This is a genomic window from Dickeya aquatica, from assembly GCF_900095885.1.
GTDB lineage: Bacteria > Pseudomonadota > Gammaproteobacteria > Enterobacterales > Enterobacteriaceae > Dickeya > Dickeya aquatica.
In genome coordinates this window covers 2,021,655-2,044,787 of record NZ_LT615367.1, presented here as the reverse complement: position 1 = coordinate 2,044,787, position 23,133 = coordinate 2,021,655, and the positions used below count along the sequence as shown (strand labels likewise).

Below are 23,133 nucleotides of genomic sequence, written 5' to 3'. Positions count from 1 at the left end.
ACTCGAGCGTCATGAACACGCGCGCTATGCTGTGCTGGCCTGCTATTAATCAGGGCAAGCACAGAAATCACACTGAAAATGAAACAGAGATAACAGGAGTAAGGCCATGCTGAAAATTTGGGGCCGGGATAATTCAACCAACGTGAAAAAAGTGCGTTGGTGCGCTCAGGAACTGGGGCTTGCGTATGAGCTTATCCCAACCGGTGGGCAGTTTGGCGGCAACCGTGAACCGCACTATTTGGCGCTAAACCCAAATGGTCTGATACCCTGCCTGCAAGATGGTGAGCTGATATTGTGGGAATCTCATGCCATTGTCCGCTATTTGTCAGCCCGGTATGGCAAGGGCCGTTTTTATCACGCGGAACCGCAGGTACAGGCGGCCATCGACAAGTGGCTGGACTGGGCGATGTCATTTAATGAGCCTTACAAAAAAGTTTTCATCAATCTGGTACGCACCCCGGCAGACAAACGGGACATGCAAGCCGTGGCAGAAGGGATAGCCGGGTGTGAGGCACTCTTCGCTATCGCCAATGATGTGCTGGCCAACCAACCGTGGCTCTCTGGCGCAACCTTTGGTATAGGAGATATTCCGCTGGGTTGTCTGGCATATGGGTGGTTTAATCTGCCGATTGAACGCCAATCGCATCCGCATCTGGCACGTTGGTATCAACAGTTAACCGAGCGTGATGCCTTCCGCCACACAGTGATGCTGCCACTAAGCTAACCACAGCGTCATATGCGGCGGTCAGGCACTCACGTATTGCTGAACATTTTCTCAGCAACCGGGACTGTTTCCTGATGATGATTCAGGTATAATCCGCCGCATTTTTCCGCCCCAAACCGATGTATGAGACACTATGACTGTTAACACCTTCGATCCAACCCAAACCACCACCTTGTCTGCACCGCAAAAGGCCCTTGGCGAACAGCCCGGCAGCCATAGCGGCAAAGACGCCTCTCGCAAAATAGGCTTCGTCAGCCTGGGTTGCCCGAAAAATCTGGTGGATTCGGAGCGAATCCTGACGGAATTACGCACCGAAGGGTATGAGGTGGTGCCGAGCTATAATAATGCCGACCTGGTGATTGTTAACACCTGCGGTTTTATCGACAGTGCGGTACAAGAGTCGCTGGAAGCCATTGGTGAGGCGCTAAATGAGAACGGTAAAGTGATTGTCACCGGATGTCTTGGTGCCAAAGAGAACCAGATTCGTGAAGTGCACCCAAAAGTGCTGGAAATTACCGGCCCACACAGTTACGAGCAGGTACTCAGCCACGTCCATCATTATGTGCCAAAGCCTGAGCACAACCCGTTCACCAGTCTGGTTCCGGCACAAGGCGTTAAACTCACCCCCCGCCACTACGCCTATCTGAAGATTTCCGAAGGGTGCGATCACCGTTGCACCTTCTGCATTATTCCGTCAATGCGTGGTGATTTGGACAGTCGCCCCATCGGTTCGGTGCTCGACGAGGCCAAACGGCTGGCCGAGGCCGGAGTCAAAGAGTTGCTGGTGATTTCTCAGGACACCTCCGCCTACGGTGCTGACGTCAAACACCGTACCGGCTTCTGGAACGGCCAGCCGGTAAAAACCAGCATGGTCAGCCTGTGTGAACAGCTCGCCACACTGGGGTTATGGGTACGTCTGCACTACGTTTATCCTTACCCGCATGTTGATGACGTGATTCCGCTGATGGCGCAAGGCAAAATCCTGCCTTATCTGGATATTCCACTACAGCATGCCAGCCCGAAAATCCTGAAGCTGATGAAGCGACCGGGAGCCGTTGAGCGCACGCTCGAGCGCATCAAACGCTGGCGGGAAATTTGCCCGGATCTGACCCTGCGTTCAACATTTATCGTCGGCTTCCCCGGTGAAACCGAAGAGGACTTCCAGATGTTGCTGGATTTTCTGCAAGAGGCCCGGTTAGATCGTGTCGGCTGCTTCCGCTATAGCCCGGTAGAGGGTGCCCGCGCCAATGAATTACCGGATCAAGTGCCGGAAGAGGTAAAAGAAGATCGTTACCACCGCTTTATGCAGGTACAGCAGCAGATCTCCAGCCAGCGTTTGCAGGCAAAAATTGGTCGCACGCTGACGGTGCTTATCGATGAAGTGGATGACGAAGGCGCGATTGGCCGCAGCATGGCTGATGCGCCAGAAATCGATGGCGCAGTTTACCTGAATGGTGAAACCGCTGTGAACGTGGGCGATTGGGTCACCGTGAAAATCGAACACGCTGACGAATACGACCTGTGGGGCTCACGGATCTAACCGGCGTCTCAAACCGGTCGGGCGTCACCTGGCCGGTTATCTCGCACACATCGCCGCGGCAGCCGTGATGAAAAAAACGACAACACTCCCCACTTACAGATACTTCACCTTGCGTCACTCCGACAGCTAAAGTAGCCTTGCCTGATGACACGGCATTTTGTGATGACTCTCATCCTCAGGTGGACGAAGGCAGCAGCATGTGGAAGCGCCTGACATTCGGTTTTTTCACCACCCTACTGGTGGTGGCCTGTAGTGCTTTTCTGCTCGATCGCTGCATCAGCTGGCGTACCGCGCCCTATATCTATGAAGAGGTACAGGATCTACCGCCACGGCAGGTCGGCGTGGTATTGGGAACGGCCAAATATTACCGCACCGGCGTTATCAACCAGTATTATCTGTTTCGTATTCAGGGGGCGCTGAATGCTTACAACAGCGGTAAGGTCAGCTATTTACTGTTAAGCGGCGACAATGCCCAGCAAAGCTATAACGAGCCGATGACAATGCGCCGGGACCTGATAGCCGCCGGTGTCCCCCCCGCCAGTATCGTGCTGGACTACGCCGGTTTTCGCACACTGGATTCGATTGTTCGTACCCGCAAAGTGTTTGATACCAACGATTTCACCATTATTACCCAACGTTTTCACTGTGAGCGTGCGCTGTTTATCGCACTGCATAAAGGCATTCAGGCCCAGTGCTTTGCCGTCCCTTCCCCGAAAGATATCTGGCCCGTGCGTACGCGTGAATTTGCCGCGCGGCTGGCAACGTTATTCGATTTGTACATCTTAAAACGCGAGCCCCGCTTCCTTGGCCCACAGGTGTCGATTCCTGCCGAATACAAAATTTCGGATGACGAACCGAGCTACCCGGCCGTTCCCGCCGAGTTCATGAGCGACTCGGCAACGCGAACCGATGCCTCACCACGACCGAAGGCTGATGCCAGCCCTGTGCGTGAATTAACGCGGTGACGGTGGTGGCATCAGCGGGCCGGCGATGCAGGATGTCAGCCAATGCCACAGCCACTCCAGCGGCCCTTGTCGGAAATAGCGCAACCATATTCCCGCCACCAGCATGTTGCAAACCCACACCAACGGCACCATGGCGAGTAACTGCCAGCGATCCAGATGCATAAACCATCCCAGCCGATTAAATACCGTGGTACAAATCACCGTTTGCAGCAAATAGCTGCTTAACGCCATACGCCCGACATTGGCTATCCAGCGGGTGGCTCGCCAGTTCACCAGCGTTGACCAGTAGCCGTAACACAAAGCCAGATACGCCATCGCCTGGAGAGGCGCACCGACCTCTCGTGGAATTTGCAACAACAGGCCACACCAGCGGTAATCCCACTGCAACAGCCATTGTGAAATGACGCCTGTCCCGTTGATCAATAAAGCTGGCACAAGGAGCGCCCACGCAACAAACCGATAGTGGGGTGCACTAAACTGCCCACGCAGCCAGCCGCTACGCATCAGCGCGGCACCGATAAGCATTGAGCCACAGAGTAACCAGCCATACTGGATCCCGAGGGATAACAAACTTTCATTCAACAGCGAGACCCGATTAAGCCAGGCTTCTGGCCCTCCTTGTGTCAGCCACCAGGTTTCATACATCACGTCGGCGGCATCGGGCTGCCAAAAGTGGCCGCCGTCCGGGCTGAGAATCAGGCTTAAAACAACCAGCATCACCAGCCCTATCAGGTAGAGCGCAATACCGGTACGCAACAGCATCCGGGTACTCTCGGCATGACGCAGCAAGCCATAACACACAAGCCCGGTCAGGCCATAATCCAGCAGAATATCGCCTTCCCAAAGAAAAATGCCATGCAGCAAACCAAACAGCATGAGCCAGAATAGCCGGGCATGAACCCAGCGTTTGCCGCGTTTTAGCAACAGTTGCAAGCCAGCACCAAACAATAAGGCGAACAGCGTCAAAAATTTACCCTGCGCAATCATATCGGTCAGCGCCCAGCTCAAGGCATCAGCCAGCGACGGCAAACCCTGCCATGCGGGGTTTAAATAAGCGGCACGAGGCAGGCCAAATGACACGATATTCATTAGTACAATGCCCAGCATGGCAAGGCCTCGGGCAAAATCGAGCATCGGAATACGCGGGGAAGATGGCGGTAGAGATGACATAAGCAATGGGCGTCGGCAGAGGGGTTGAACACCGTGTTCGTCACAGTGACATTCCATAACTTTCTGGCGGCGGTGTGGCACCGCCAGCAGCAGGCCAGCCAAAGGCTGACCACCACCATAACTCATCCGTGCGAATGATGGCGTACCGCGCGCAGGAATTCCTGGCGGGTATTCTGGCTGGATTTAAATAACCCACCCAGCGAGGTGGTAGTGGTGGCACTGGTCGCATCGCGGATACCGCGTGCTTTCACACAATAGTGCACAGCATCAATTGACACCGCCACGTTGTTGGTGCCGAGCAGGGTTTGCAACGCCACCAGAATTTGCTGTGTCAGCCGCTCTTGTACCTGTGGGCGCTGCGAGAAAAATTGCACGATACGGTTAATTTTTGATAACCCTATCACGCCCTCTTTCGGAATATAGGCCACGGTGGCCTTTCCATCAATGGTTACAAAATGGTGCTCACAGGTACTGGTCAGCGTAATATCACGCACTGTCACCATTTCATCTACCTTCATTTTGTTTTCAATGATGGTAATTTTGGGGAAATTGGCATAATCCAGACCAGAAAAAATCTCTTCCACATACATTTTGGCAATGCGGCGCGGTGTTTCCGCCAGACTGTCATCGTCCAGATCCAGATTCAGCAGGTTCATGATTTCCGTCATATGCTCTGCGATAAGGCGCTTACGGGTTTCACTATCCAGCATTTCACCACGCAACGGGGTTTCCAGCCCCCTGGCCAGCAGCGCCTCATGCACCAGCGCCGCCTCTTTACTTAATACAGCCGACATGTATGTTATTCTCCAGCAGGTGTCACTCACTCTGGCGCAGCCAGACGGCTCGCACCGGTCACAACTCTAAAGGAGTGGCTGACGATTATCCAGTGATTGTATGTCATGGCTGGTGAAAAGCCTTCAACTTGCCGTATCTTGCCCCACCCGGTATGGCAGCGAACCCTTCGCCGTTCAGGATTCGCTGCCGTCAAGGTTTACATCAACGGATTCCCCACACCAGCGGCATACACCGCCTGCTATCAGAATTTTTCCCAGTTACCCTGAGTGGCTGTTTTTTTCGCGGGTGGCAGCGCTGCCGTGGCCTGATTGTGTAGCGCCGGACGTTTTAGTGCCACGTTCACGCCCGACTTGGGCGCGGCAGAACGCGGTGTATGTTCATCACCAAGATGGAAGACTTCCACTGCCTGGGTAAGCTGACGTGCTTGCTCTTCCAGCGAAGAAATCGCCGCCAGCGCCTGCTCAACCAGCGTGGCGTTTTGCTGGGTCACGCCGTCCATTTCATTTACTGCCTGGCCGATTTGTGCAATACCGCGGCTTTGCTCATCCGATGCCGAGGCTATCTCACCGATAAGATCGCTAACATGAGCAACAGAGCTGATGATCGATTGCATCGCCTCACCGGCCTGTTTCACCTGCGAGGAGCCAACATCTACCCGTGAAACAGATTCCGCTATCAAGCCTTCTATCTCTTTGGCTGCCTGCGCGCTTCGCTGTGCCAGACTGCGAACCTCTCCAGCCACCACCGCAAACCCCCGCCCCTGTTCACCGGCCCGTGCCGCTTCCACCGCCGCATTCAGCGCCAGAATATTCGTCTGGAAAGCGATGCCATTAATGACTGAGGTAATATCAGCAATCTTGCGGGAGCTGGCGGTAATGCTATCCATGGTTTCCACCACATTACTGGTAATTTTACCCCCTTCAGTAGCGGCCTGAGAGGCCTCCTGCGCCAGCAGGGTAGCCTGGTGTACGTTTTCTGCATTGTGCTGCACGGTCGAGCTTAACTGCTCCATACTGGCGGCGGTTTCCTGCAACGCCGAAGCCTGCTGCTCGGTGCGGCCAGACAAATCATTATTACCCTGACGAATCTCGGTCGCGCCCTGATAAATGGTTTCGGCCGTATCGCGAATCAGCGATACCGTCTCCCTCAGGCTACGCTGCAATTGGTTGATATCAGGAATAATACGCCCGGCACAGTTGCGGCCAAACTCCGCCAAATGGCTGTCTAAACGGCCAGCAATCAGTTTACCCAGATGAGCCTGGATGGATGAAACCGGGTTGACCAGATATCGGGTCAGATAACGTTCACTTACCAGGAAAATAACGATGCTTATCAGCAGTGCCATCATCAACACATTTTGTGTCCAGCTATTATGTTGACTCACCGTTTCGATAAAATCGGAATTGGTCACCACTGCGGTGTATTTCTGTGCAGCATCACCAAATGCCCAGCTGGCTGGCGGGTAGACTTTACGAAAGACATTACGAAAACCCTCCAGATCATTTTTTTGCAATGCCGCATACATGGGGTCAATCGCAGTGGTGAGCAGCTCAGACCAGCTTGCTACCATGTCATTGGTGATTTTCTGATCCATACCCACATGCTGTGCCGACTTAAATTTCTCAAGCGCCCCTTTGGTGTTATTTATTGCTGTTAATGCCATGTCCAGCGTCTTCTTGGCATTTTCAGTATCATTGAATTGCAGGTAATCCATTACCCTCGCCATCCGAGTCACCGACCGGAAATATTGGTCGTTACCATAGGTCAGGTAGCTGTAGGTTTTCCCTTGCACCGAATTATCATGTAGCAAATATGTCGCTTGCTTTAAAGAATAAAGGCTGAAACCGGATACGCCTCCCCATAGCAGCACAAATACGCCCATAATAAGCAACATCATCACTCTTATACTGATATTTCTTAGAAAGGTCATAATCACTCCCGATCGTTATTAACAGATTTTCAGGGTTCATGAATATATAAAGGATTGATCACAGTTTTAGCCGGCAATAGTTCACCGAGCGGATATGGCGAATACCGGGATCGCCACGCGTACCTGGCTTTTACCCACAACAATGCAGCGGGTCACAGCAGTTCGCTTGCTCACGGAACGGTGTCGGCCTGCACTGTACCTCAAGACCTATTGCTCAACCTGTCGCACCACAGAAAATAATACGAATGATTCTCTCTTTAACCCATGGCGGATATCTGCCAGATTATCTTGTCGGGTCATTTGCAATTATAGGCAGGAATATAAAAAAAACAGGGTGATGCATCGGGATTGTAAAAAAATGATGAAAAAATGAAGGCCCGAAAATAACTATGCACCGCCTGTGCGGTGCATATAAGTGCGCTATCTGAACGTATTAACCCGGCTCCGGTTAACCGTGTTGCCCTGCGCCAGAGGCGCGGGCAACAACGGCGCTAAAAGGTTTCCCAGTCACCGTGTGAGGAGGCACCTTGTGAAGACTTCGGCGCACTCAGCACGGGACGTTTGAGCGCTGATGTCTGCGCCACACGCGGTGATGCCATTATCGGCTGGCTGCCACCCAAGTCAAACACCGAGACGGCGGTAGCCAGATTTTGTGTTTGCTCTTCCAGTGAAGCCGCTGCCGCGCTCGCCTGTTGAACCAGGGCGGCGTTTTGCTGGGTCACACCGTCCATTTCTGTTACCGCCTGGCCAATCTGGGAGATACCCCGGCTCTGTTCATCAGAGGCTGCCGAAATTTCGCCCATCAAGTCATGAACACGGGAAACCGAGGTAATGATCCCTCCCATTGCCCGGCCCGCTTCCTGAACCAGTTCAGAGCCGGTGCTCACCCGTCCGACGGACTCGTTGATCAGTGTTTCAATCTCTTTTGCCGCCTGCGCACTGCGCTGGGCGAGATTACGAACTTCACCGGCCACCACTGCGAAGCCACGGCCCTGCTCACCGGCGCGCGCCGCTTCCACCGCCGCATTCAGCGCCAGAATATTGGTCTGGAAAGCGATGCCGTTAATCACACTGGTAATATCAGCAATCTTGCGCGAACTCTCGGTAATACTCTGCATCGTCTCTACGACATTTTCCGTGACTTCACCGCCCTGGCGTGCCATTTGTTGTGCTTCTTCGGAGATCTGCCGTGCCTGACGCACGTTGTCAGCATTGTTTTTCACCGTCGAGGTCAACTCTTCCATGCTGGCAGCCGTTTGCTGCAATGCAGCAGCCTGCTGATCGGTACGGCGTGACAACTCATCATTGCCCTGGCGAATCTCGCTCGTGCCGGTATGAATCACCGATGCACTGCTGTAAATCGTCAGCACGGTATCACGCAGACTTTTTTGCATGTCTTTAATGTAAGGTATTAATTGCCCTGGGCAGTTGCGACCAAACTCTTCAATTTCGGCCGACAACTTACCACTGGTCAACAATGCCAGATGGTGTTTAATCTGGTCGATGGGTTTAACCAGATAATTGAGCAAGTAACGATCGCTCAGGAACAGCACGACAATACCCGCCAGCAGCGCCGCTATCAGAATGCTTTTGTTAACCGAAATACTCCGCCCCAGTTGGATAATGGTGTCGTCAGACTGGATAGCGGCAGAATATTTTTCAGCAACACTGCCGAACTCCACGCTCAATGACGGATATTGAGTGCGAAAAACCTGGCGGAAATCATCCATACGGTTGTTATTGATAGCGGCGAGCATGGGTGCAATACCGGTTTGCAGCAACCGGCTCCAGACGTCGGCCATCTGCTGCGATACCACTTTATCGACCCCGACATGCTCGTTACTTTTAAACTGCGCCAGTGCCTCTTCGCTATTTTTCAACGCGGCGGCAGCAGAACTGAGGGTTTTTTGTGCATTTTCAGCGTCCCCACTCTGCAAGTAATCAACGGCTCTGAGCATACGGGTGACCGCACGAAAATACTGATCATTACCTTTTACCAGAATGGAATAGCTTTTCTTCTGCGAGAGATTATCGTTGAGCAAGTCCCCCATACTGTTCAAAGAATTCAGTGTAAAGATTGAAGCCACCCCCCAGATGACGGTAAACAGTGTCAAAATGATTAATAACATTTTTCTGACAGTGATATTTTTTAAAAATTGCATAACAGGCTCCGAGTAATGAATCGTGCATAACGCACATCTGTAGTCATAGTCACCTGCGTCAGGTTAATTCCGCACGCAAGACAGAATCAGCCTTTACTGCCATTCACTCTCCTCGCATCGTGACAGGAATAGTTCCAATCGGGCCGAACCATTCATGGGTAGTCGCTGTGTTGTGTTTTTATCTGTCTGCCGGATACACCGCCTGCTCCCCAATCCGTCGCCATTGAAGCGGCCTGAAAATAGCGGTGGAAACACGCAACAACTTAGTACAGGAGATTATCTGGTGAAAATTAAGCAAGCCTTAACGCGATAACCTGTGTGTGCGATTTACATCACGCACAGGGCAATTCTTATTCAGAATGTCTGCCTATCTTTCGTTAAACGGCCAGGGCCATGACCAGGATGTCCCTAATAACGACCTCTGTAACACCGGGCTAACCACACAACGCCCCAATGATGATCCCGATCAAAACACCGGGAAAATGAGGGATGTCAGCACCGCGATAAGAAAATCGATGACAGGAATATCCGTTTTCATTCTTGCATCCTGACGCTAGATACTGTCAAGTTAAACAAATAAGAAACTGTGTTTAAAAACAGATGGCTGCTTCAAAAAAATAGCTTTATCACAAATAGCCCTGCACGCCCCGCCAGCGGTTGAATACTTCATACCCGTGAATATAAAAAATACCAAAACGAAATTATCAACCCCGTTCCCTAAATGACGAGGACGTTATTTATAATCAGCCGTTTTATTGGCGAATATATAACCAATTTTTCTTCAGGTTATATTTGCCTGTCGTAAACGCGGCACAATAGCGTTTCACACATTCGACAAACCGTGACCCTGACAACAAACTGCCGGGTTGCCAGTGACGCAGACTCCCGCTACACTCAATATAATTAAGCAACTTAACAAAAGTTATTCACAAAAAAAGAATACAATGGATCTCACCCAACTGCGTATGTTTTGCCTGGTGGCAGACACCGGATCGCTGGTTCGTGCCGCAGCCCAGCTTGGCCGTGTGCCGTCAAACCTCACTACGCGCTTGCGCCAGTTAGAGCTGGAACTGGGGGTTGATCTGTTTATTCGTGAACGTCAGCGCGTGCGCCTGTCTCCCGCTGGCCATAATTTTTTGTGTTATGCCCAGCGTATTCTGGCGCTTAGCGATGAGGCGCTGGCGATGGCACACACCAGCGAGCCAGCCGGTGTCTTCGCGCTGGGCGCGATAGAAAGCCTGCTGCTCACCGAATTACCGCCGTTACTGGCGGTTTTTCATCACCGTTATCCGCAAGTCCAGCTATCGTTACGCGGTGATAGCTGTCGCCCCCTGCTGGACGCCGTCAGTGCCGGTGAACTCGCAGCGGCACTCGTTACCGGGCCAGTAAGCCATGACGCCATTCACAGTTGCCAGACCTTCTCGCAGCAATTGGTATTAGTGACTGCAACCGGCGTTGCACCAGTCTCTCAGGCACAGCAGATTCGCCACCTGCCGTTGCTCTCATTGCCTGCCGGGTGCGGCTACCACCAGCGACTGGAAGGCTGGCTGCGTGCTCAGGGTGTCACGCCACCGGCCTGTGTGGAAATGCCGTCATATAGCACCCTGCTGGCGGCTGTGGCAGGCGGTGCCGGTGTGGCGCTGGTTCCACACTGCGTACTGGCGGCATTGCCCGCGGGGCAACAGTTACAACGTCACTTACTGCCAGCGGATGTTGCCACCGTCAACACCTGCCTTATCTGGCGGCGGGATGCCTTTGGCCCCAATGTGGAAGCGTTGAAAAAACTGATGATTGAACGCGGAACCTGACCAGCCAGCCCCGTAACATGAGCCGGCCTCAGGGCCGCCACTCATTGATGGCGCACTATCTGGCTGATGGTGTTGCCCACACCACCACCGCGTGGTTCACACAAAGCCATTCAAACAACACACCGAAAGGAGCTTCACCATGCCAATGATTAAAACCCGCGCTGCCGTTGCCTGGGGCCCGAACCAGCCCTTATCAATTGAAGAAGTGGAACTGATGCCACCGCAAAAAGGCGAAGTGCTGGTGCGTATTGTTGCCAGCGGCGTCTGCCATACCGATGCTTACACCCTGTCAGGCAAAGATCCCGAAGGCGTCTTTCCCGCAATTCTGGGCCATGAAGGAGCCGGAATTGTTGAAGCCGTTGGTGAGGGTGTGACCAGTGTTGCCGTCGGCGACCACGTCATCCCGCTCTACACACCGGAGTGCGGCGAATGTAAGTTCTGTCGTTCGGGTAAAACCAACCTGTGTCAGGCGATTCGGGCAACGCAGGGAAAAGGTCTGATGCCGGATGGCACAACGCGTTTCTTCAAAGATGGCCAGCCAATTTTCCATTACATGGGGACGTCAACATTTGCAGAGCGTACCGTGGTTGCCGAGATTTCACTGGCTAAAATCAGCAAAGACGCGCCCCTTGATGAAGTATGCCTGCTCGGTTGCGGCGTGACGACCGGGATGGGCGCGGTGGTAAATACCGCCAAAGTACAACCGGGGGATACAGTTGCGGTCTTCGGGCTTGGCGGGATTGGGTTATCGGCCATTATCGGCGCAAAAATGGCCGGGGCGGGTCGCATTATTGGTATCGACCTCAATACCAGCAAATTTGAACTGGCACGCAAGCTTGGCGCAACCGACCTGATTAACCCGAAAGACCACGACAAACCGATTCAGGACGTCATCGTCGAGCTGACCGATGGCGGGGTGGATTTTTCGTTCGAATGTATCGGCAATGTCAACGTGATGCGCGCCGCGCTGGAGTGCTGCCATAAAGGTTGGGGCGAGTCGGTGATTATTGGCGTCGCCGGTGCTGGTGAAGAGATTGCCACCCGCCCGTTTCAACTGGTTACGGGTCGTGTCTGGCGTGGCTCTGCCTTCGGTGGCGTAAAAGGTCGCTCGCAATTGCCGGGGATTGTGCAGCGCTATCTGGACGGCGAATTCCAGCTCAACGATTTTATTACCCACACCATGCCGCTTGAAGACATCAACGAGGCCTTTGCGCTCATGCATGAAGGTAAATCCATTCGTTCTGTCGTTCATTTCAACGCGTAGTGGAGAACCGGCATACCATGACAGTCCCTCTGGAATTACTGGATGAGCACCGCCTGTTTGGCGGCTGGCAGCGTCGTTATCGCCACGCTGCCGAAAGCCTGAAATGCGCGATGACATTCAGCGTTTTTTATCCGCCAGTCAGCGCAGACACAGTACCACCGGTGGTGTATTGGTTATCTGGGCTGACGTGTACCGATGAAAACTTCACGCTCAAGTCCGGTGCGCAACGCACCGCAGCCGAGCTAGGCCTGGTGCTGGTCATGCCCGATACCAGCCCGCGCGGTGAAGGGGTGCCAGATGACCCGCAGTATGATTTAGGCCAGGGCGCAGGGTTTTATCTCAACGCCACTCAGGCCCCCTGGCAGCAGCACTACCGCATGTTTGACTACCTGAGCGAGGAGTTACCGACACTGATTCGCCAGCATGTCAGCGCCAGCACCCGGCTTGCCATCAGCGGCCATTCGATGGGAGGACATGGTGCACTGATGCTGGCATTGCGCCATCCGGGCCGGTTTTGTTCTGTTTCGGCCTTCGCCCCGATTGTAAACCCAGGTCAGGTTCCCTGGGGGCGTAAAGCCTTCAGCGCCTATCTGGGAGAGGACGAGCAGCAATGGCAGCAGTATGACAGTTGTCATCTGCTGGCAGGCAGTGAGGTTTCGCTTCCCATTCTTATCGATCAAGGCGATAGCGACACCTTCCTGCCCTTGCAATTACAACCTGAACAACTGGCGAGCATCGCCCGGTCGCGCCAATGGCCGCTCACGCTGCGCATCCAGCCGGGTTACGACCACAGTTACTACTTTATCGCCAGTTTTATTGACGAACACCTGCGTTTTCATGCCAGATACCTGCACGCGGGCTGATCGCCGGGCGGGTATCTCTGCCAGCGGGCATCCGGGCATTTACCGGTTGCCCGCTTTCACCGGGCGTCAGTCAGTTTTCGCCAATGGCTCGCCGGGGTTGAGTCTCCCCGGTGAATATGCGTGACTGATGTCACAAACAGGCCTCTTTTCGCTAAAACGGCTCCGGCCTATGGGAAACAATAGTGCGGCCTGCCAATATGCTTATCCGGTATCGGCAGGAAATAACCGACACTGGCCGCAATTTCCCGTTTATTCCACGTCGTACTCCCACTGAGAGCGACAGCATTGACCGAAAAATAGACTGCAAGTAACATCAACGTTACATCGCAGCCATCAACAGGGAGCTCTTTGTTTTGCAACGCAAGCGTGTATCCTCCACTGAGCTGTTTTCCGTCGGTTACGATGCGCAAAACAGTACACTTGAGGTTGAGTTACTCAATGGTAGCCTGTATCGGTATAAAAACGTGGCACTGATGATTTATGAGGAACTGATGGCGTCGAATGCCAAAGCGCGCTACTACGCGCGTTACATCAGGAATTCCTTTCCATATGACAAAGTGCAATAGCGTTACAGCGAAAAAAACGGCGGAACGGTATCACACCGTTTCCGCCGTTTTCCTGTGCGCGGGAATGCCGCCAGTGTGGATGGTGAAACACCACTGATTCCCGCTACGGACAATCAGCCTATTCGCACGATACCTGCTCAACCAGCCGTAACGCCGCCAGCACATGCGCTGTTTCTATGTTACCGGGCAGATAATGGACAGATTCGCCAGCCTGTACCGTGCGGGTGGCGACCGCCAGCAGGGCCGCCTCATCATTGATATCCACATTCAGTTCCGCCAGCGACACCGGCAACCCCAGCTTCTGGAAGGCGGCTTTTAGCTGATGCAAGGTGTCCGAATCACCCAGCAGAGCCGATTGCACTAAAATACCGTAGGCTACCTTGGTTCCATGCAAAAATTCCGCTGTCTGTGGTAATACCGTCAGGCCATTGTGTATTGCATGGGCGGCGGCCACGCGGGTGTAACGCTCACCGAGCCCGCCGACCATGCCTCCCCCGGCGATAATCGCATCCACCACATCCAAAAAGTCTTGATTAAGCGTACCGCTGCGCGCGGCATCAAGCGCTGCGGCGCTCTGATGTAGCAACACATCACGAATATCCCGCGCGGTTTGTAGCCCAAGGCGCACCGTTAACGGCAGAGTGTGCGGCTGCGGACTGAGTACCACCGCCTCGTACCATTTCGCCAGCGTGTCGCCAATGCCTGCCAGCAGGTATGCCTGCGGCGCGGCCAGTATAATACGCGGCTCCACCAGCACCAGATGATTGGCATCATCGAACATTTCAAAACGCAACGCCTGCCCGGCATCGTTATACCAGACAGACAACGGCGTCCAGGCCGCACAGGTGGCCGCAATAGTCGCAATCGCCACCAGCGGCACGCCAAGGCGACGGGCCACGACTTTGGCCGTATCCAGCACCGCGCCGCCCCCCACACCTATCACCACCGTTGATTCTGTTCCGGCATGAGCCACGAGCCGGGCCACTTCGCGTTCGCTGCAATGGGCAGAAAAACGGGCATGGCGGGCCGTTGGCGCGGAAAAGACCTGCGGCAAATAGGGCTGTGCTGCGCCCAGCGCACGCTCGCCATAAATCCAGAATGCGTGTGCCAACACCTCGGGCGGGTAAATCTCGTTTAACCGGTCAATCGCCCCAGGGTGCGAATAGTAATTAGCAGGCCCCACCTGGACCCGGATATCGGTTGTGCTCATGTTTGGATTACGCCTTGTTGAATAATATTCCATCTTGCCAGGCAATTAAAAATCAGACACCTGTATGGGAAAAGCATTATCAGATGCCACATTTCCCGGTTTTAATAACATTTTGGCTTAAGTTATGCTTTTTCATTTCTTTCTCAGGCCGTTCACTGCGCGGCAATGGCATGCCATTCTCTGCTCAATATGATATTTTTCAAGCGGGTATCCCAGTCATTCTCTCTGTTACGAGCCTGTTGCTGTTAATTATGTCGATAAATCCGCGTTCGCGTCTGGAAATGCGCTACATTTCCCTCTCTTTTGGTGGTTTCCCCGCGCTCAGGCAGGTCAATTTCACACTGGAAGGCGGCTCCATTCATGCGCTGACGGGGGCGAACGGCGCAGGCAAATCCACCCTGATGGCGGTCTTGTCTGGCTGCCATGACCATTATCAGGGCGAGATTCTGCTTGATGGCCAGCCCATCAGCGTGCGCTCACCGCGCGATGCCAAACGTCAGGGTATTTATCTGGTCCAGCAGGAGGTGGACGCGGCACTGGTGCCAACACTCAGTGTGGCGGAAAACATCCTGCTGGACCAACTCGCAGAGCGCGGCCATTGGGTCAACTGGGCCGAACTGTACCAGCAAGCCACATCATTGCTGGCACAACTCGGCGTCGAGATGAATGTGCGCCAGCGGCTGGAGCGCTGCACCCTGGCGGAAAAACAGCAAATTCTGCTGGCGCGCGCACTCTCGCATCGCTGTCGGTTCCTGATCCTCGACGAGCCTACCGCCCCGCTCGATCAGGAAGAAAGCGCCCGATTGTTTGCCGTGGTACGCCGTCTGCAACAAGACGGCATCGGCATCGTTTTTATTTCCCACCGCATTCACGAGCTCAAAGCCATCTGCGATACCTTGACCGTCTTGCGTGACGGTCAGTTCGTCAGCAGCGGGCCGATGCAAGGCCTGAGCGGTGAAGATATTGTCGAGCGCATGCTGGGCCATCGTCTGGATGATATTTTTCCGCAAAGCCGCCCTCAGCGAGAGCCGGAACCGCTACTGCACGTTGAAGGGTTACACGACGATACCCTGCTGCACAATATTTCGCTCACCCTGCACAAGGGGGAGATTCTCGGCATCGCCGGATTAGCCGGGGCGGGCAAAACCGAGCTTTGTAAAGCCCTGTTTGGCGCAACCCCAAGCCAGATACGCCACGGACATTATCATGGCTCACCCTGGCAGCCCCGCTCACCGGCTGATTCGGTGCAACAAGGCATCGCCCTGGTGCCGGAAGAGCGGCGCAAAGAAGGGGTTTTTATTGATGAATCTGTCACCATGAACCTCAGCATCAGCGCCAGCGACAGCTTTTCCCGCCGTGGTATTTTTCGCTACAGTCAGGCGCTGACATGGGCAAAGCAATTAATCGAGCGGTTGGCTATCCGCGTCAGCGGGCCGCAGCAGCACTTGCGTCGCCTTTCTGGCGGCAACCAGCAAAAAGTGGCGATTGGTAAATGGCTGCGCAATGACGCCGAGGTACTGATCCTCGATGAACCCACCAAAGGGGTGGATATCAAAGCCAAGCAGGATTTGTTCACACTGATAGATGCACTGGCTCGCCAGGGTAAAGGCATTATTTACGCCTCTGGTGAGTTTTCCGAGCTGGTCGGGCTGTGTGATCGCATCTGCGTGCTGTGGGATGGCCGCATCGTTGCCGAACTCGACGCCGCACACACTGATGAAGAAACGTTATTACTTTATTCAACCGGAGGAACTCCCTCGTGAGTCAGCCACTTGTATCCAACGGCGCATCTAACGGGGCGCTTCCTTTTCACCATCGTCTGTTTGAGCTGTTCTACAAGTGGGGCATGCTGATTACCGTGGTGGCGCTGATAGCCCTGTTTGGGCTGGCGTCAGACAACTTTCTTGACCCGAACAACATCATCAACATCCTGCGTTCGATTGCGATTGTCACGGTGATTGCCATTGCCGTTTCCCTTTCATTGTCCGTCGGTGGCTTTGATTTGTCGGTGGGTTCGACCGCATCGCTGGCAAATGCGCTGGTTATCTCACTGTTTGTCTGGCACGGCATGGGGCCTGTCGGCGCAATCTCGTTAACGTTGTTACTCTGCCTGTTGGTCGGGCTGTTCAATGCGTTTTTAATTGTCGTCCTGCGTATCCCCGATATGCTCGCCACCCTTGCCAGCCTGTTTGTGATTCAGGGGGTGGCCATGACCTACAGTTACGGCGGGTCTATTACCCAAAATATGCTGCTGCCCAGCGGTGAAATGGCAGAAGGCGTGATCCCTGAGGTGTTCGCCACTCTCGGCCAGGTACCGGTGATTGTGGTTATCATGCTGGTGGTCACTCTCGTGGTGCAGCTTGCGATGTCTCTGACCCAGCATGGCCGTCGCATGTACGCCATCGGCGGCAATCCCGAAGCCGCCAGACTGGCCGGTATTCGCACCGCCCGTTACCGGGTACTGGCCTACCTGCTCTCCTCACTGCTGGCGGGGCTTGGGGGATTCCTGCTGGCCTCACGCATTGGCTCATCGCAAGTGAATGCGGGCAGCGGTTATCTGATGGATGCCGTCGCCGCCGCCTATATCGGTTTCTCACTCGCCGGTTCGGGTAAACCTAACGCACTCGGCACACTGATAGGCGCGGTTATCCTCGGCGTGTTACAAAATGGACTGGTGATGTTGTCAGTGCCCTATTACGCGATGGATATCATCAAAGGGCTGGTGCTCGCCCTTGCGCTGGCGATGACCTATTTCCATAAGCGCGGATAACCTGTACGGATAAGACCCGCTTTGCATGCCCCTTATAGCCCGTGGTGTCACCACCGCGGGCTGCGCCCTGCTTTTCGCTCCCTGATATCAGGGTTGCGCCACCTGCGGAGGGTTGCTTGTCTGCCGGGACAAAAAATACCGGCCTAAGTGTGATCTGCATCGCATTGTCATCCGCCATTGTCTACAATGAGTCGTTCGCTATTTGTCATACCTGACTGGAATCTGACCATGACTTCCGCTTCTCCCTCACGAGCAACGGCCTGGTTGCGCGTGGTGACGCTGGCTGTGGCCGCGTTTATTTTTAATACCACCGAATTTATCCCGGTGGGCCTGCTCAGTGATATCGCCGCCACCTTCACCATGAAAACCGAAGATGTCGGGCTGATGATTACTATTTATGCCTGGATAGTCACCGTAGCCTCACTCATCTGTATGTTACTGACCAGCGCAATTGAACGGCGCAAACTGTTAATCGGTTTATTTTGCCTGTTCATCGCCAGCCATTTGCTCTCTGCCGTGGCCTGGAACTTTAGCGTACTGGTCCTCTCCCGAGCCGGGGTCGCACTGGCGCATTCGGTGTTCTGGTCTATCACGGCTTCGCTGGCCATTCGCCTTGCCCCACCCGGCAAACGCGCGCAGGCGCTGGGACTCATCGCCACCGGCTCCTCGCTGGCAATGGTGTTGGGTTTACCACTGGGGCGCGTAATCGGCCAATATCTGGGCTGGCGTATGACGTTTTTGACCATTGCCGCAGGCGCAACCGTCGCCCTGGTGATGCTTGCCCGACTGTTACCACGCTTACCGAGCGAACATTCCGGTTCGCTGGCCAGTGTGCCGAAATTATTTCGCCGCCCGGCCCTGGTGGGGATTTATCTGCTCACCGTGGTGGTGGTCAGCGCCCATTTTACCGCCTACAGCTATATCGAGCCGTTTATTCAAACGGTGGCAAGGCTGCCGGAAAACTTTACCACGCTGATTTTGCTGCTATTTGGCTGTGCCGGGATCGTGGGCAGCATGCTGTATAGCCGCTATAGCGAGCGTTTTCCGCTCGGCTTTCTGGTTAGCGCCATGCTGTTATTGTTTATCTGCCTGACTCTGTTGATGCCGGTATCCGCTTATCCTTTCGGATTAACCGTGTTATGTCTGGTATGGGGTCTTGCCATGATGGCGATTGGGCTGGCGATGCAAGCCAAGGTGCTGTCACTGGCTCCTGACGCCAGTGATATCGCCATGTCGATTTTCTCCGGGTTGTTTAACCTCGGCATTGGTGCCGGTGCGCTGCTGGGCAGCCAGGTCAGCCTGCATTTGGGCATGGCCAATATCGGTTATGTCGGAGCCCCTTTGGTGTTACTGGCCCTGCTGACGGTGTTGCTCACGGTTTATCGCAACGCTCGTCTGGTGCACTCGCGTATCTAGCGCCCGCCTGCCGCCAGAGACAAAAAAGCCAGCGACATTGCGCTGGCTTTCTCTTACCGGCTTGTCAGACTATTTATGTTCAGGGAACGTCATCTGGGCATATGGCACGATGCGTGAGCCTTTTACCAGCCGGAAACCGAACCAGATAACCAGAAACAATGGAATACCGACGTAGGTCGCGGTGACGGCATACCAGTCAATTTTATCTGCCAGAAACGCCTGATAGTTCTGCCCGAGTGTAATCACCAGACACAGCACGAAAGCAAATATCGGCCCCAGCGGGAAAAAGCCGGAACGGTAAGGCAGTGCGTTCAGATCAAGCCCCTGTAACACATAGCCACGACGGAAGCGGTAATGGCTGATGGCAATCCCCAGCCAGGCGATGAAGCCCGTCATGCCGGACGTATTAAGCAGCCACATGTATACCGTCTGGTTGCCAAACATCGAGGTCAAAAAGCACAACCCCGCTACAACCGTGGTGGCATAAAGCGCATTACGCGGCACGCCACCTTTAGAGAGTATGCCGAAACAGGCCGGTGCTTTGCCTTCGCGCGCCAGGGTAAACAGCATACGCGTTGAGGCATACATCCCTGAGTTCCCCGCTGACAACACCGCCGTCAGAATAACCGCATTCATCAATGCCGCCGCAGACAGTAACCCGGCATTCTGGAACACCAGAGTAAACGGGCTAACGCTGATATCCTTGACTTCATTACGCAGCAGGTTCGGGTCGGTGTAAGGAATCAGCAGGCTGATAATGAGAATAGCGAAAATATAGAACAGCAGAATGCGCCAAAATACCTGACGCACCGCTCGCGGTATGGTGGTTTGCGGATCTTTAGACTCGCCCGCCGCCACACCTATCAGCTCGGTACCCTGAAACGAGAAGCCGACTATCATCGCCACGCCAATCATGGCGGAGAAGCCACCCGCAAACGGCGCATCACCAATCTGCCAGTTATGCCAGCCTGCGTGCTCGCCGCCGCGCAGAATGCCGGCAATCATCAGCACACCGATCGCAATAAACAAAATCACGGTCGTAACCTTGATGAGAGAAAACCAATACTCCGCCTCACCAAATCCTTTTACCGAGATATAGTTGAGCAGAAACATCAGCGACAGGAACAGGGCACTCCATATCCAGCCGGGTACATCAGGGAACCAATAACCCATTACCAGTTGTGCAGCCACCAGATCGACTGCGATCGTGACCGCCCAGTTGTACCAGTAATTCCAGCCAAGCGCGAAGCCAAAGCCCTCTTCGACATACCGTGCCCCGTAGGTGGCAAACGAGCCGGATACCGGCATAAACGCCGCCAGCTCGCCAAGGCTGGTCATCAGGAAATACACCATCAGGCCAATCAGTGCGTATGACAGCAACGCGCCACCCGGCCCGGCCTGAGAAACCGTTGCACCGGAGGCAACGAACAGTCCGGTGCCGATAGAGCCGCCAATTGCTATCATGGTCAAATGCCGTGCTTTTAATTCACGACGTAGTGTCGGTTCCCGCGTATCAGCGGGACGCATATCATGTTGAGCCATTACTATCCATGCCCTTAAAAATTTGAGGGCGGATTGTAGGCAATCCATCGGCGGCTGAATAGCGTACCGCACCGATTATAAGAGAGCTTCATAACTCACCGGGCATCATAAGTAATACCTCTGCCTCACAGCCGGTTTTATGCGCACTCTGTTTCCAGCTTGTTACACCTCGTTCCAATGTGCCCTGTCGCCAGACTGCACAAGCGCGAACGTCTGTACTTAAGATCCCCCGCCGAGCCGGGCCTGACAATACCCGAGAAAGCACTGCAAAACACCGGAGAGGTGCTTTTGCCTGTGGTGCACCAGATACAACGAGCGCGAGAGCGGCGCAAGTGGCACAGGCACTTCAACCAGCGACCCCGCCGCCAGTTGCTCGGCTATTACATGCCGTGACAGGCAACTGATCCCCATACCGTGTCGCACCGCGTGTTTAATCGCCTCAGAGTTACCCAGCTCCATCACCAGGTGAAAATGCGGCAGGCGCGCCAGCAGCAGATGATCGAGCACTTCACGGGTGCCCGACCCGTGCTCACGCAAAATCCAGGGCGCGTCAGCCAGCGTTTGCAACGAAACCCGGCTCGTAAGCAGCGGATTTCCCGGCGCGCAGAAGACCACCAGTTCATCCTTCTGCCACGGCTGAGTGATTAACTCCGGCTGATGACAGGGCCCTTCAATCAACCCCAGATCAACGCGAAACTCCGACACCGCATTCACCACATCCTGCGTGTTGCCGACATACAGCTCTAACGGAATGGCCGGGAAATCCTGCCGGTAACGGGCAATCATTTCAGGCATCAAGTAATTGCCAATGGTACTACTGGCATAAATGCGCAACGCCCCATTATCACGGCGAAACAGCTGCTCAATCTCTTCTGACTGCTCCAGTAACGCCAGCGCTTTAGGGTACAGTAAGCGGCCATGCTCATTGACTACCAGCCGTTTGCCAATCCGGTCAAACAACTGCACACCCAGTTGGCTTTCCAGATCAGACAGCGCTGCGCTCACCGCTGATTGCGATAACGACAACACCACCGAAGCCTGGGTAGTGGAACCGCTTTTAAGAACTTCGGCAAAGACTTCCAGTTGACGTAACGTAATATGCATAGCGGGCTCTTACCGTAAATATCTATAGGTTATAAATATATAATCAATTTCTATTTTAAACACATTGATCATAGGCTGTGCCCACACTTGTTATGATTCCACACGGGGATTGTTATGATCGCGCTTACTGCCAGACTGCGTCGCTTCCACCTGTCAGCACGACACTTACCCATGCTGCCCGGCGTACTGTTGACCGGAGTGCTGGCGGGCCTGACTCTGTTGCTGGCCGCTCATCCGGCCGTGGTCAGCCTGCGTCTTGGCTCGCTGACACTGGCCATTTTGCTGGGCATGATGCTTGGCAACTCGCTCTATGCCCCTTTACATCGTTACTGTGACGCTGGCGTGCAGTGGTCAAAACATCATTTGTTACGCTGGGGCATTATTCTGTACGGCTTTCGGCTCAACATTCAGCAAATCGCCTCCGTCGGGATGGCGGGTGTGGTGATTGACCTGCTGATGCTCAGCTCAACCTTTCTGTTGGCCTGCTGGCTTGGACGGCGCTGGTTTAAGCTCGATACACAAACCGTGATGCTGATTGGTGCAGGCAGCAGCATCTGCGGTGCCGCAGCCGTACTGGCCACCGCACCGGTGTTAAAAAGTCAGGCTGACCAGATTGCGGTTGCCATTGCCACCGTGGTGCTCTTTGGCACCCTCGCCATGTTCCTCTATCCGTGGATGTACCCGTACCTGATTGAGTATAGCGGCCAGAGTGTTACCCCACAGGCTTTCGGGCTGTATCTGGGCTCATCCATTCACGAAGTGGCACAGGTGGTAGCCGCAGGCCACGCCATCAGCCCGGAGACGCAGAGCATGGCCGTCATCGGTAAAATGCTGCGCGTAATGATGCTGGCTCCGTTCTTGTTTCTGCTGGGCGGCTGGGTAAAACGACATCAGGCCCCGCAATCATCGGAAGGTAAGCACACACCGGCCACTTTTCCGTGGTTTGCTCTCGGTTTTGTTATGATGTCGGGCGTCAATTCGCTCAACTGGCTACCGGCGCTCTGGGTGGAACGGTTGATGATGCTCGATAACCTCCTGCTGACTATGGCAATGATAGCCCTTGGCATCGCCACCCGCGTGAGTATGCTGCGTCAGGCGGGTATCAAACCACTGCTGCTGGCAGGTTTGCTGTTCCTGTGGCTGGTCGGCGGCGGCGCACTGATTAACCTTGCCGTTCAGTGCCTGCTGGGCTAGGTGATGCGCGATGGCCACCATGCTGACGGCCCCGCGTTGCCTTCGGGGTATGGGCACGGGAATACAACGCTTCGCGGCAGATATGACATAATGCATGGGTATGACAAGGA

Annotated in this window: 18 protein-coding genes; 11 read left to right on the top strand and 7 right to left on the bottom strand. The window is 54.3% G+C overall.

Annotated elements, in window-relative coordinates:
- Positions 1-106 precede the first annotated feature (106 nt).
- The 3 genes from DAQ1742_RS09200 (at position 107) to sanA (ending at position 3,229) form a co-directional block, all read left to right on the top strand.
- Positions 107-724 carry a glutathione S-transferase family protein gene (locus DAQ1742_RS09200; protein ID WP_035342355.1) on the top strand — a complete coding sequence of 206 codons (618 nt, stop codon included), beginning with the start codon at positions 107-109 and terminating at the stop codon, positions 722-724.
- 133 nt (positions 725-857) lie between these two features.
- Entirely contained in the window at positions 858-2,264 is a 1,407-nt protein-coding gene (gene rimO / locus DAQ1742_RS09195) for a 30S ribosomal protein S12 methylthiotransferase RimO (protein WP_180706293.1), read from the top strand.
- Between the two features lie 197 nt (positions 2,265-2,461).
- On the top strand, positions 2,462-3,229 hold the full coding sequence (sanA, locus tag DAQ1742_RS09190; RefSeq protein ID WP_035342358.1) for an outer membrane permeability protein SanA: 768 nt from the start codon (positions 2,462-2,464) through the stop codon (positions 3,227-3,229).
- Here sanA and yeiB read toward each other — a convergent pair.
- The 4 genes from yeiB to DAQ1742_RS09170 form a co-directional block, all read right to left on the bottom strand.
- Entirely contained in the window at positions 3,218-4,363 is a 1,146-nt protein-coding gene (gene yeiB / locus DAQ1742_RS09185; protein ID WP_083961152.1) for a DUF418 domain-containing protein YeiB, read from the bottom strand. The genes sanA and yeiB overlap by 12 nt on opposite strands.
- A gap of 158 nt (positions 4,364-4,521) precedes the next feature.
- Positions 4,522-5,193: a GTP cyclohydrolase I FolE gene (gene folE / locus DAQ1742_RS09180; protein WP_035342360.1), complete on the bottom strand. Its 672-nt coding sequence runs from the start codon at positions 5,191-5,193 to the stop codon at positions 4,522-4,524.
- Positions 5,194-5,435: 242 nt separating this feature from the next.
- On the bottom strand, positions 5,436-7,124 hold the full coding sequence (locus tag DAQ1742_RS09175; protein ID WP_035342362.1) for a methyl-accepting chemotaxis protein: 1,689 nt from the start codon (positions 7,122-7,124) through the stop codon (positions 5,436-5,438).
- A gap of 491 nt (positions 7,125-7,615) precedes the next feature.
- Positions 7,616-9,286, bottom strand: coding sequence for a methyl-accepting chemotaxis protein (locus tag DAQ1742_RS09170; protein WP_067486994.1), 1,671 nt, complete (start codon positions 9,284-9,286; stop codon positions 7,616-7,618).
- A 944-nt stretch (positions 9,287-10,230) separates the two neighbouring features.
- Between DAQ1742_RS09170 and DAQ1742_RS09165 the strand changes: the two genes are divergently transcribed.
- From DAQ1742_RS09165 to DAQ1742_RS09150, 4 genes are all read left to right on the top strand, one after another.
- Positions 10,231-11,094 carry a LysR substrate-binding domain-containing protein gene (locus tag DAQ1742_RS09165; protein WP_035342364.1) on the top strand — a complete coding sequence of 288 codons (864 nt, stop codon included), beginning with the start codon at positions 10,231-10,233 and terminating at the stop codon, positions 11,092-11,094.
- 139 nt (positions 11,095-11,233) lie between these two features.
- The gene (locus DAQ1742_RS09160; RefSeq protein ID WP_035342365.1) at positions 11,234-12,358 is read left to right on the top strand and encodes an S-(hydroxymethyl)glutathione dehydrogenase/class III alcohol dehydrogenase; all 1,125 of its coding nucleotides are present in this window, start codon (positions 11,234-11,236) and stop codon (positions 12,356-12,358) included.
- A gap of 17 nt (positions 12,359-12,375) precedes the next feature.
- A complete protein-coding gene (gene fghA, locus DAQ1742_RS09155) occupies positions 12,376-13,221 on the top strand; it encodes an S-formylglutathione hydrolase (protein ID WP_035342367.1) in 846 nt (281 codons plus the stop codon).
- 353 nt (positions 13,222-13,574) lie between these two features.
- The gene (locus DAQ1742_RS09150; RefSeq protein WP_035342369.1) at positions 13,575-13,787 is read left to right on the top strand and encodes a KTSC domain-containing protein; all 213 of its coding nucleotides are present in this window, start codon (positions 13,575-13,577) and stop codon (positions 13,785-13,787) included.
- A gap of 118 nt (positions 13,788-13,905) precedes the next feature.
- On the opposite strand, the gene DAQ1742_RS09145 is transcribed toward DAQ1742_RS09150, so the two are convergent.
- Positions 13,906-14,997: an oxidoreductase gene (locus DAQ1742_RS09145; protein ID WP_035342372.1), complete on the bottom strand. Its 1,092-nt coding sequence runs from the start codon at positions 14,995-14,997 to the stop codon at positions 13,906-13,908.
- A gap of 251 nt (positions 14,998-15,248) precedes the next feature.
- On the opposite strand from DAQ1742_RS09145, the gene DAQ1742_RS09140 reads away from it, so the two are divergent.
- The 3 genes from DAQ1742_RS09140 (at position 15,249) to DAQ1742_RS09130 (ending at position 19,183) form a co-directional block, all read left to right on the top strand.
- Positions 15,249-16,760, top strand: a complete 1,512-nt coding sequence (locus DAQ1742_RS09140; RefSeq protein WP_035346049.1) for a sugar ABC transporter ATP-binding protein — start codon at positions 15,249-15,251, stop codon at positions 16,758-16,760.
- 83 nt (positions 16,761-16,843) lie between these two features.
- Positions 16,844-17,767, top strand: coding sequence for an ABC transporter permease (locus tag DAQ1742_RS09135; protein ID WP_232046665.1), 924 nt, complete (start codon positions 16,844-16,846; stop codon positions 17,765-17,767).
- A gap of 228 nt (positions 17,768-17,995) precedes the next feature.
- Entirely contained in the window at positions 17,996-19,183 is a 1,188-nt protein-coding gene (locus DAQ1742_RS09130) for a sugar transporter (protein WP_035342376.1), read from the top strand.
- A gap of 69 nt (positions 19,184-19,252) precedes the next feature.
- Here the strand turns inward: DAQ1742_RS09130 and DAQ1742_RS09125 are convergent, their stop codons facing one another.
- Complete coding sequence (locus DAQ1742_RS09125) at positions 19,253-20,725, bottom strand: amino acid permease (protein ID WP_035342378.1); 1,473 nt, start codon at positions 20,723-20,725, stop codon at positions 19,253-19,255.
- A 219-nt stretch (positions 20,726-20,944) separates the two neighbouring features.
- Positions 20,945-21,829, bottom strand: coding sequence for a DNA-binding transcriptional regulator YeiE (gene yieE / locus DAQ1742_RS09120; protein WP_035342382.1), 885 nt, complete (start codon positions 21,827-21,829; stop codon positions 20,945-20,947).
- 114 nt (positions 21,830-21,943) lie between these two features.
- On the opposite strand from yieE, the gene DAQ1742_RS09115 reads away from it, so the two are divergent.
- The gene (locus DAQ1742_RS09115; RefSeq protein WP_145916189.1) at positions 21,944-23,023 is read left to right on the top strand and encodes a YeiH family protein; all 1,080 of its coding nucleotides are present in this window, start codon (positions 21,944-21,946) and stop codon (positions 23,021-23,023) included.
- The last annotated feature ends 110 nt before the right edge of the window (positions 23,024-23,133 follow it).

Bases quoted from the DNA above. Each gene is read 5' to 3' on its own strand.
- DAQ1742_RS09200 (WP_035342355.1), top strand. From the start codon at position 107: ATGCTGAAAATTTGGGGCCGGGATAATTCAACCAACGTGAAAAAAGTG.
- sanA (WP_035342358.1), top strand. From the start codon at position 2,462: ATGTGGAAGCGCCTGACATTCGGTTTTTTCACCACCCTACTGGTGGTG.
- DAQ1742_RS09145 (WP_035342372.1), bottom strand. From the start codon at position 14,997: ATGAGCACAACCGATATCCGGGTCCAGGTGGGGCCTGCTAATTACTAT.
- DAQ1742_RS09130 (WP_035342376.1), top strand. From the start codon at position 17,996: ATGACTTCCGCTTCTCCCTCACGAGCAACGGCCTGGTTGCGCGTGGTG.
- yeiB (WP_083961152.1), bottom strand. From the start codon at position 4,363: ATGCTCGATTTTGCCCGAGGCCTTGCCATGCTGGGCATTGTACTAATG.
- DAQ1742_RS09140 (WP_035346049.1), top strand. From the start codon at position 15,249: ATGTCGATAAATCCGCGTTCGCGTCTGGAAATGCGCTACATTTCCCTC.
- DAQ1742_RS09160 (WP_035342365.1), top strand. From the start codon at position 11,234: ATGCCAATGATTAAAACCCGCGCTGCCGTTGCCTGGGGCCCGAACCAG.
- DAQ1742_RS09115 (WP_145916189.1), top strand. From the start codon at position 21,944: ATGATCGCGCTTACTGCCAGACTGCGTCGCTTCCACCTGTCAGCACGA.
- DAQ1742_RS09165 (WP_035342364.1), top strand. From the start codon at position 10,231: ATGGATCTCACCCAACTGCGTATGTTTTGCCTGGTGGCAGACACCGGA.
- yieE (WP_035342382.1), bottom strand. From the start codon at position 21,829: ATGCATATTACGTTACGTCAACTGGAAGTCTTTGCCGAAGTTCTTAAA.
- fghA (WP_035342367.1), top strand. From the start codon at position 12,376: ATGACAGTCCCTCTGGAATTACTGGATGAGCACCGCCTGTTTGGCGGC.
- folE (WP_035342360.1), bottom strand. From the start codon at position 5,193: ATGTCGGCTGTATTAAGTAAAGAGGCGGCGCTGGTGCATGAGGCGCTG.
- DAQ1742_RS09125 (WP_035342378.1), bottom strand. From the start codon at position 20,725: ATGGCTCAACATGATATGCGTCCCGCTGATACGCGGGAACCGACACTA.
- rimO (WP_180706293.1), top strand. From the start codon at position 858: ATGACTGTTAACACCTTCGATCCAACCCAAACCACCACCTTGTCTGCA.
- DAQ1742_RS09170 (WP_067486994.1), bottom strand. From the start codon at position 9,286: ATGCAATTTTTAAAAAATATCACTGTCAGAAAAATGTTATTAATCATT.
- DAQ1742_RS09135 (WP_232046665.1), top strand. From the start codon at position 16,844: ATGCTGATTACCGTGGTGGCGCTGATAGCCCTGTTTGGGCTGGCGTCA.
- DAQ1742_RS09175 (WP_035342362.1), bottom strand. From the start codon at position 7,124: ATGACCTTTCTAAGAAATATCAGTATAAGAGTGATGATGTTGCTTATT.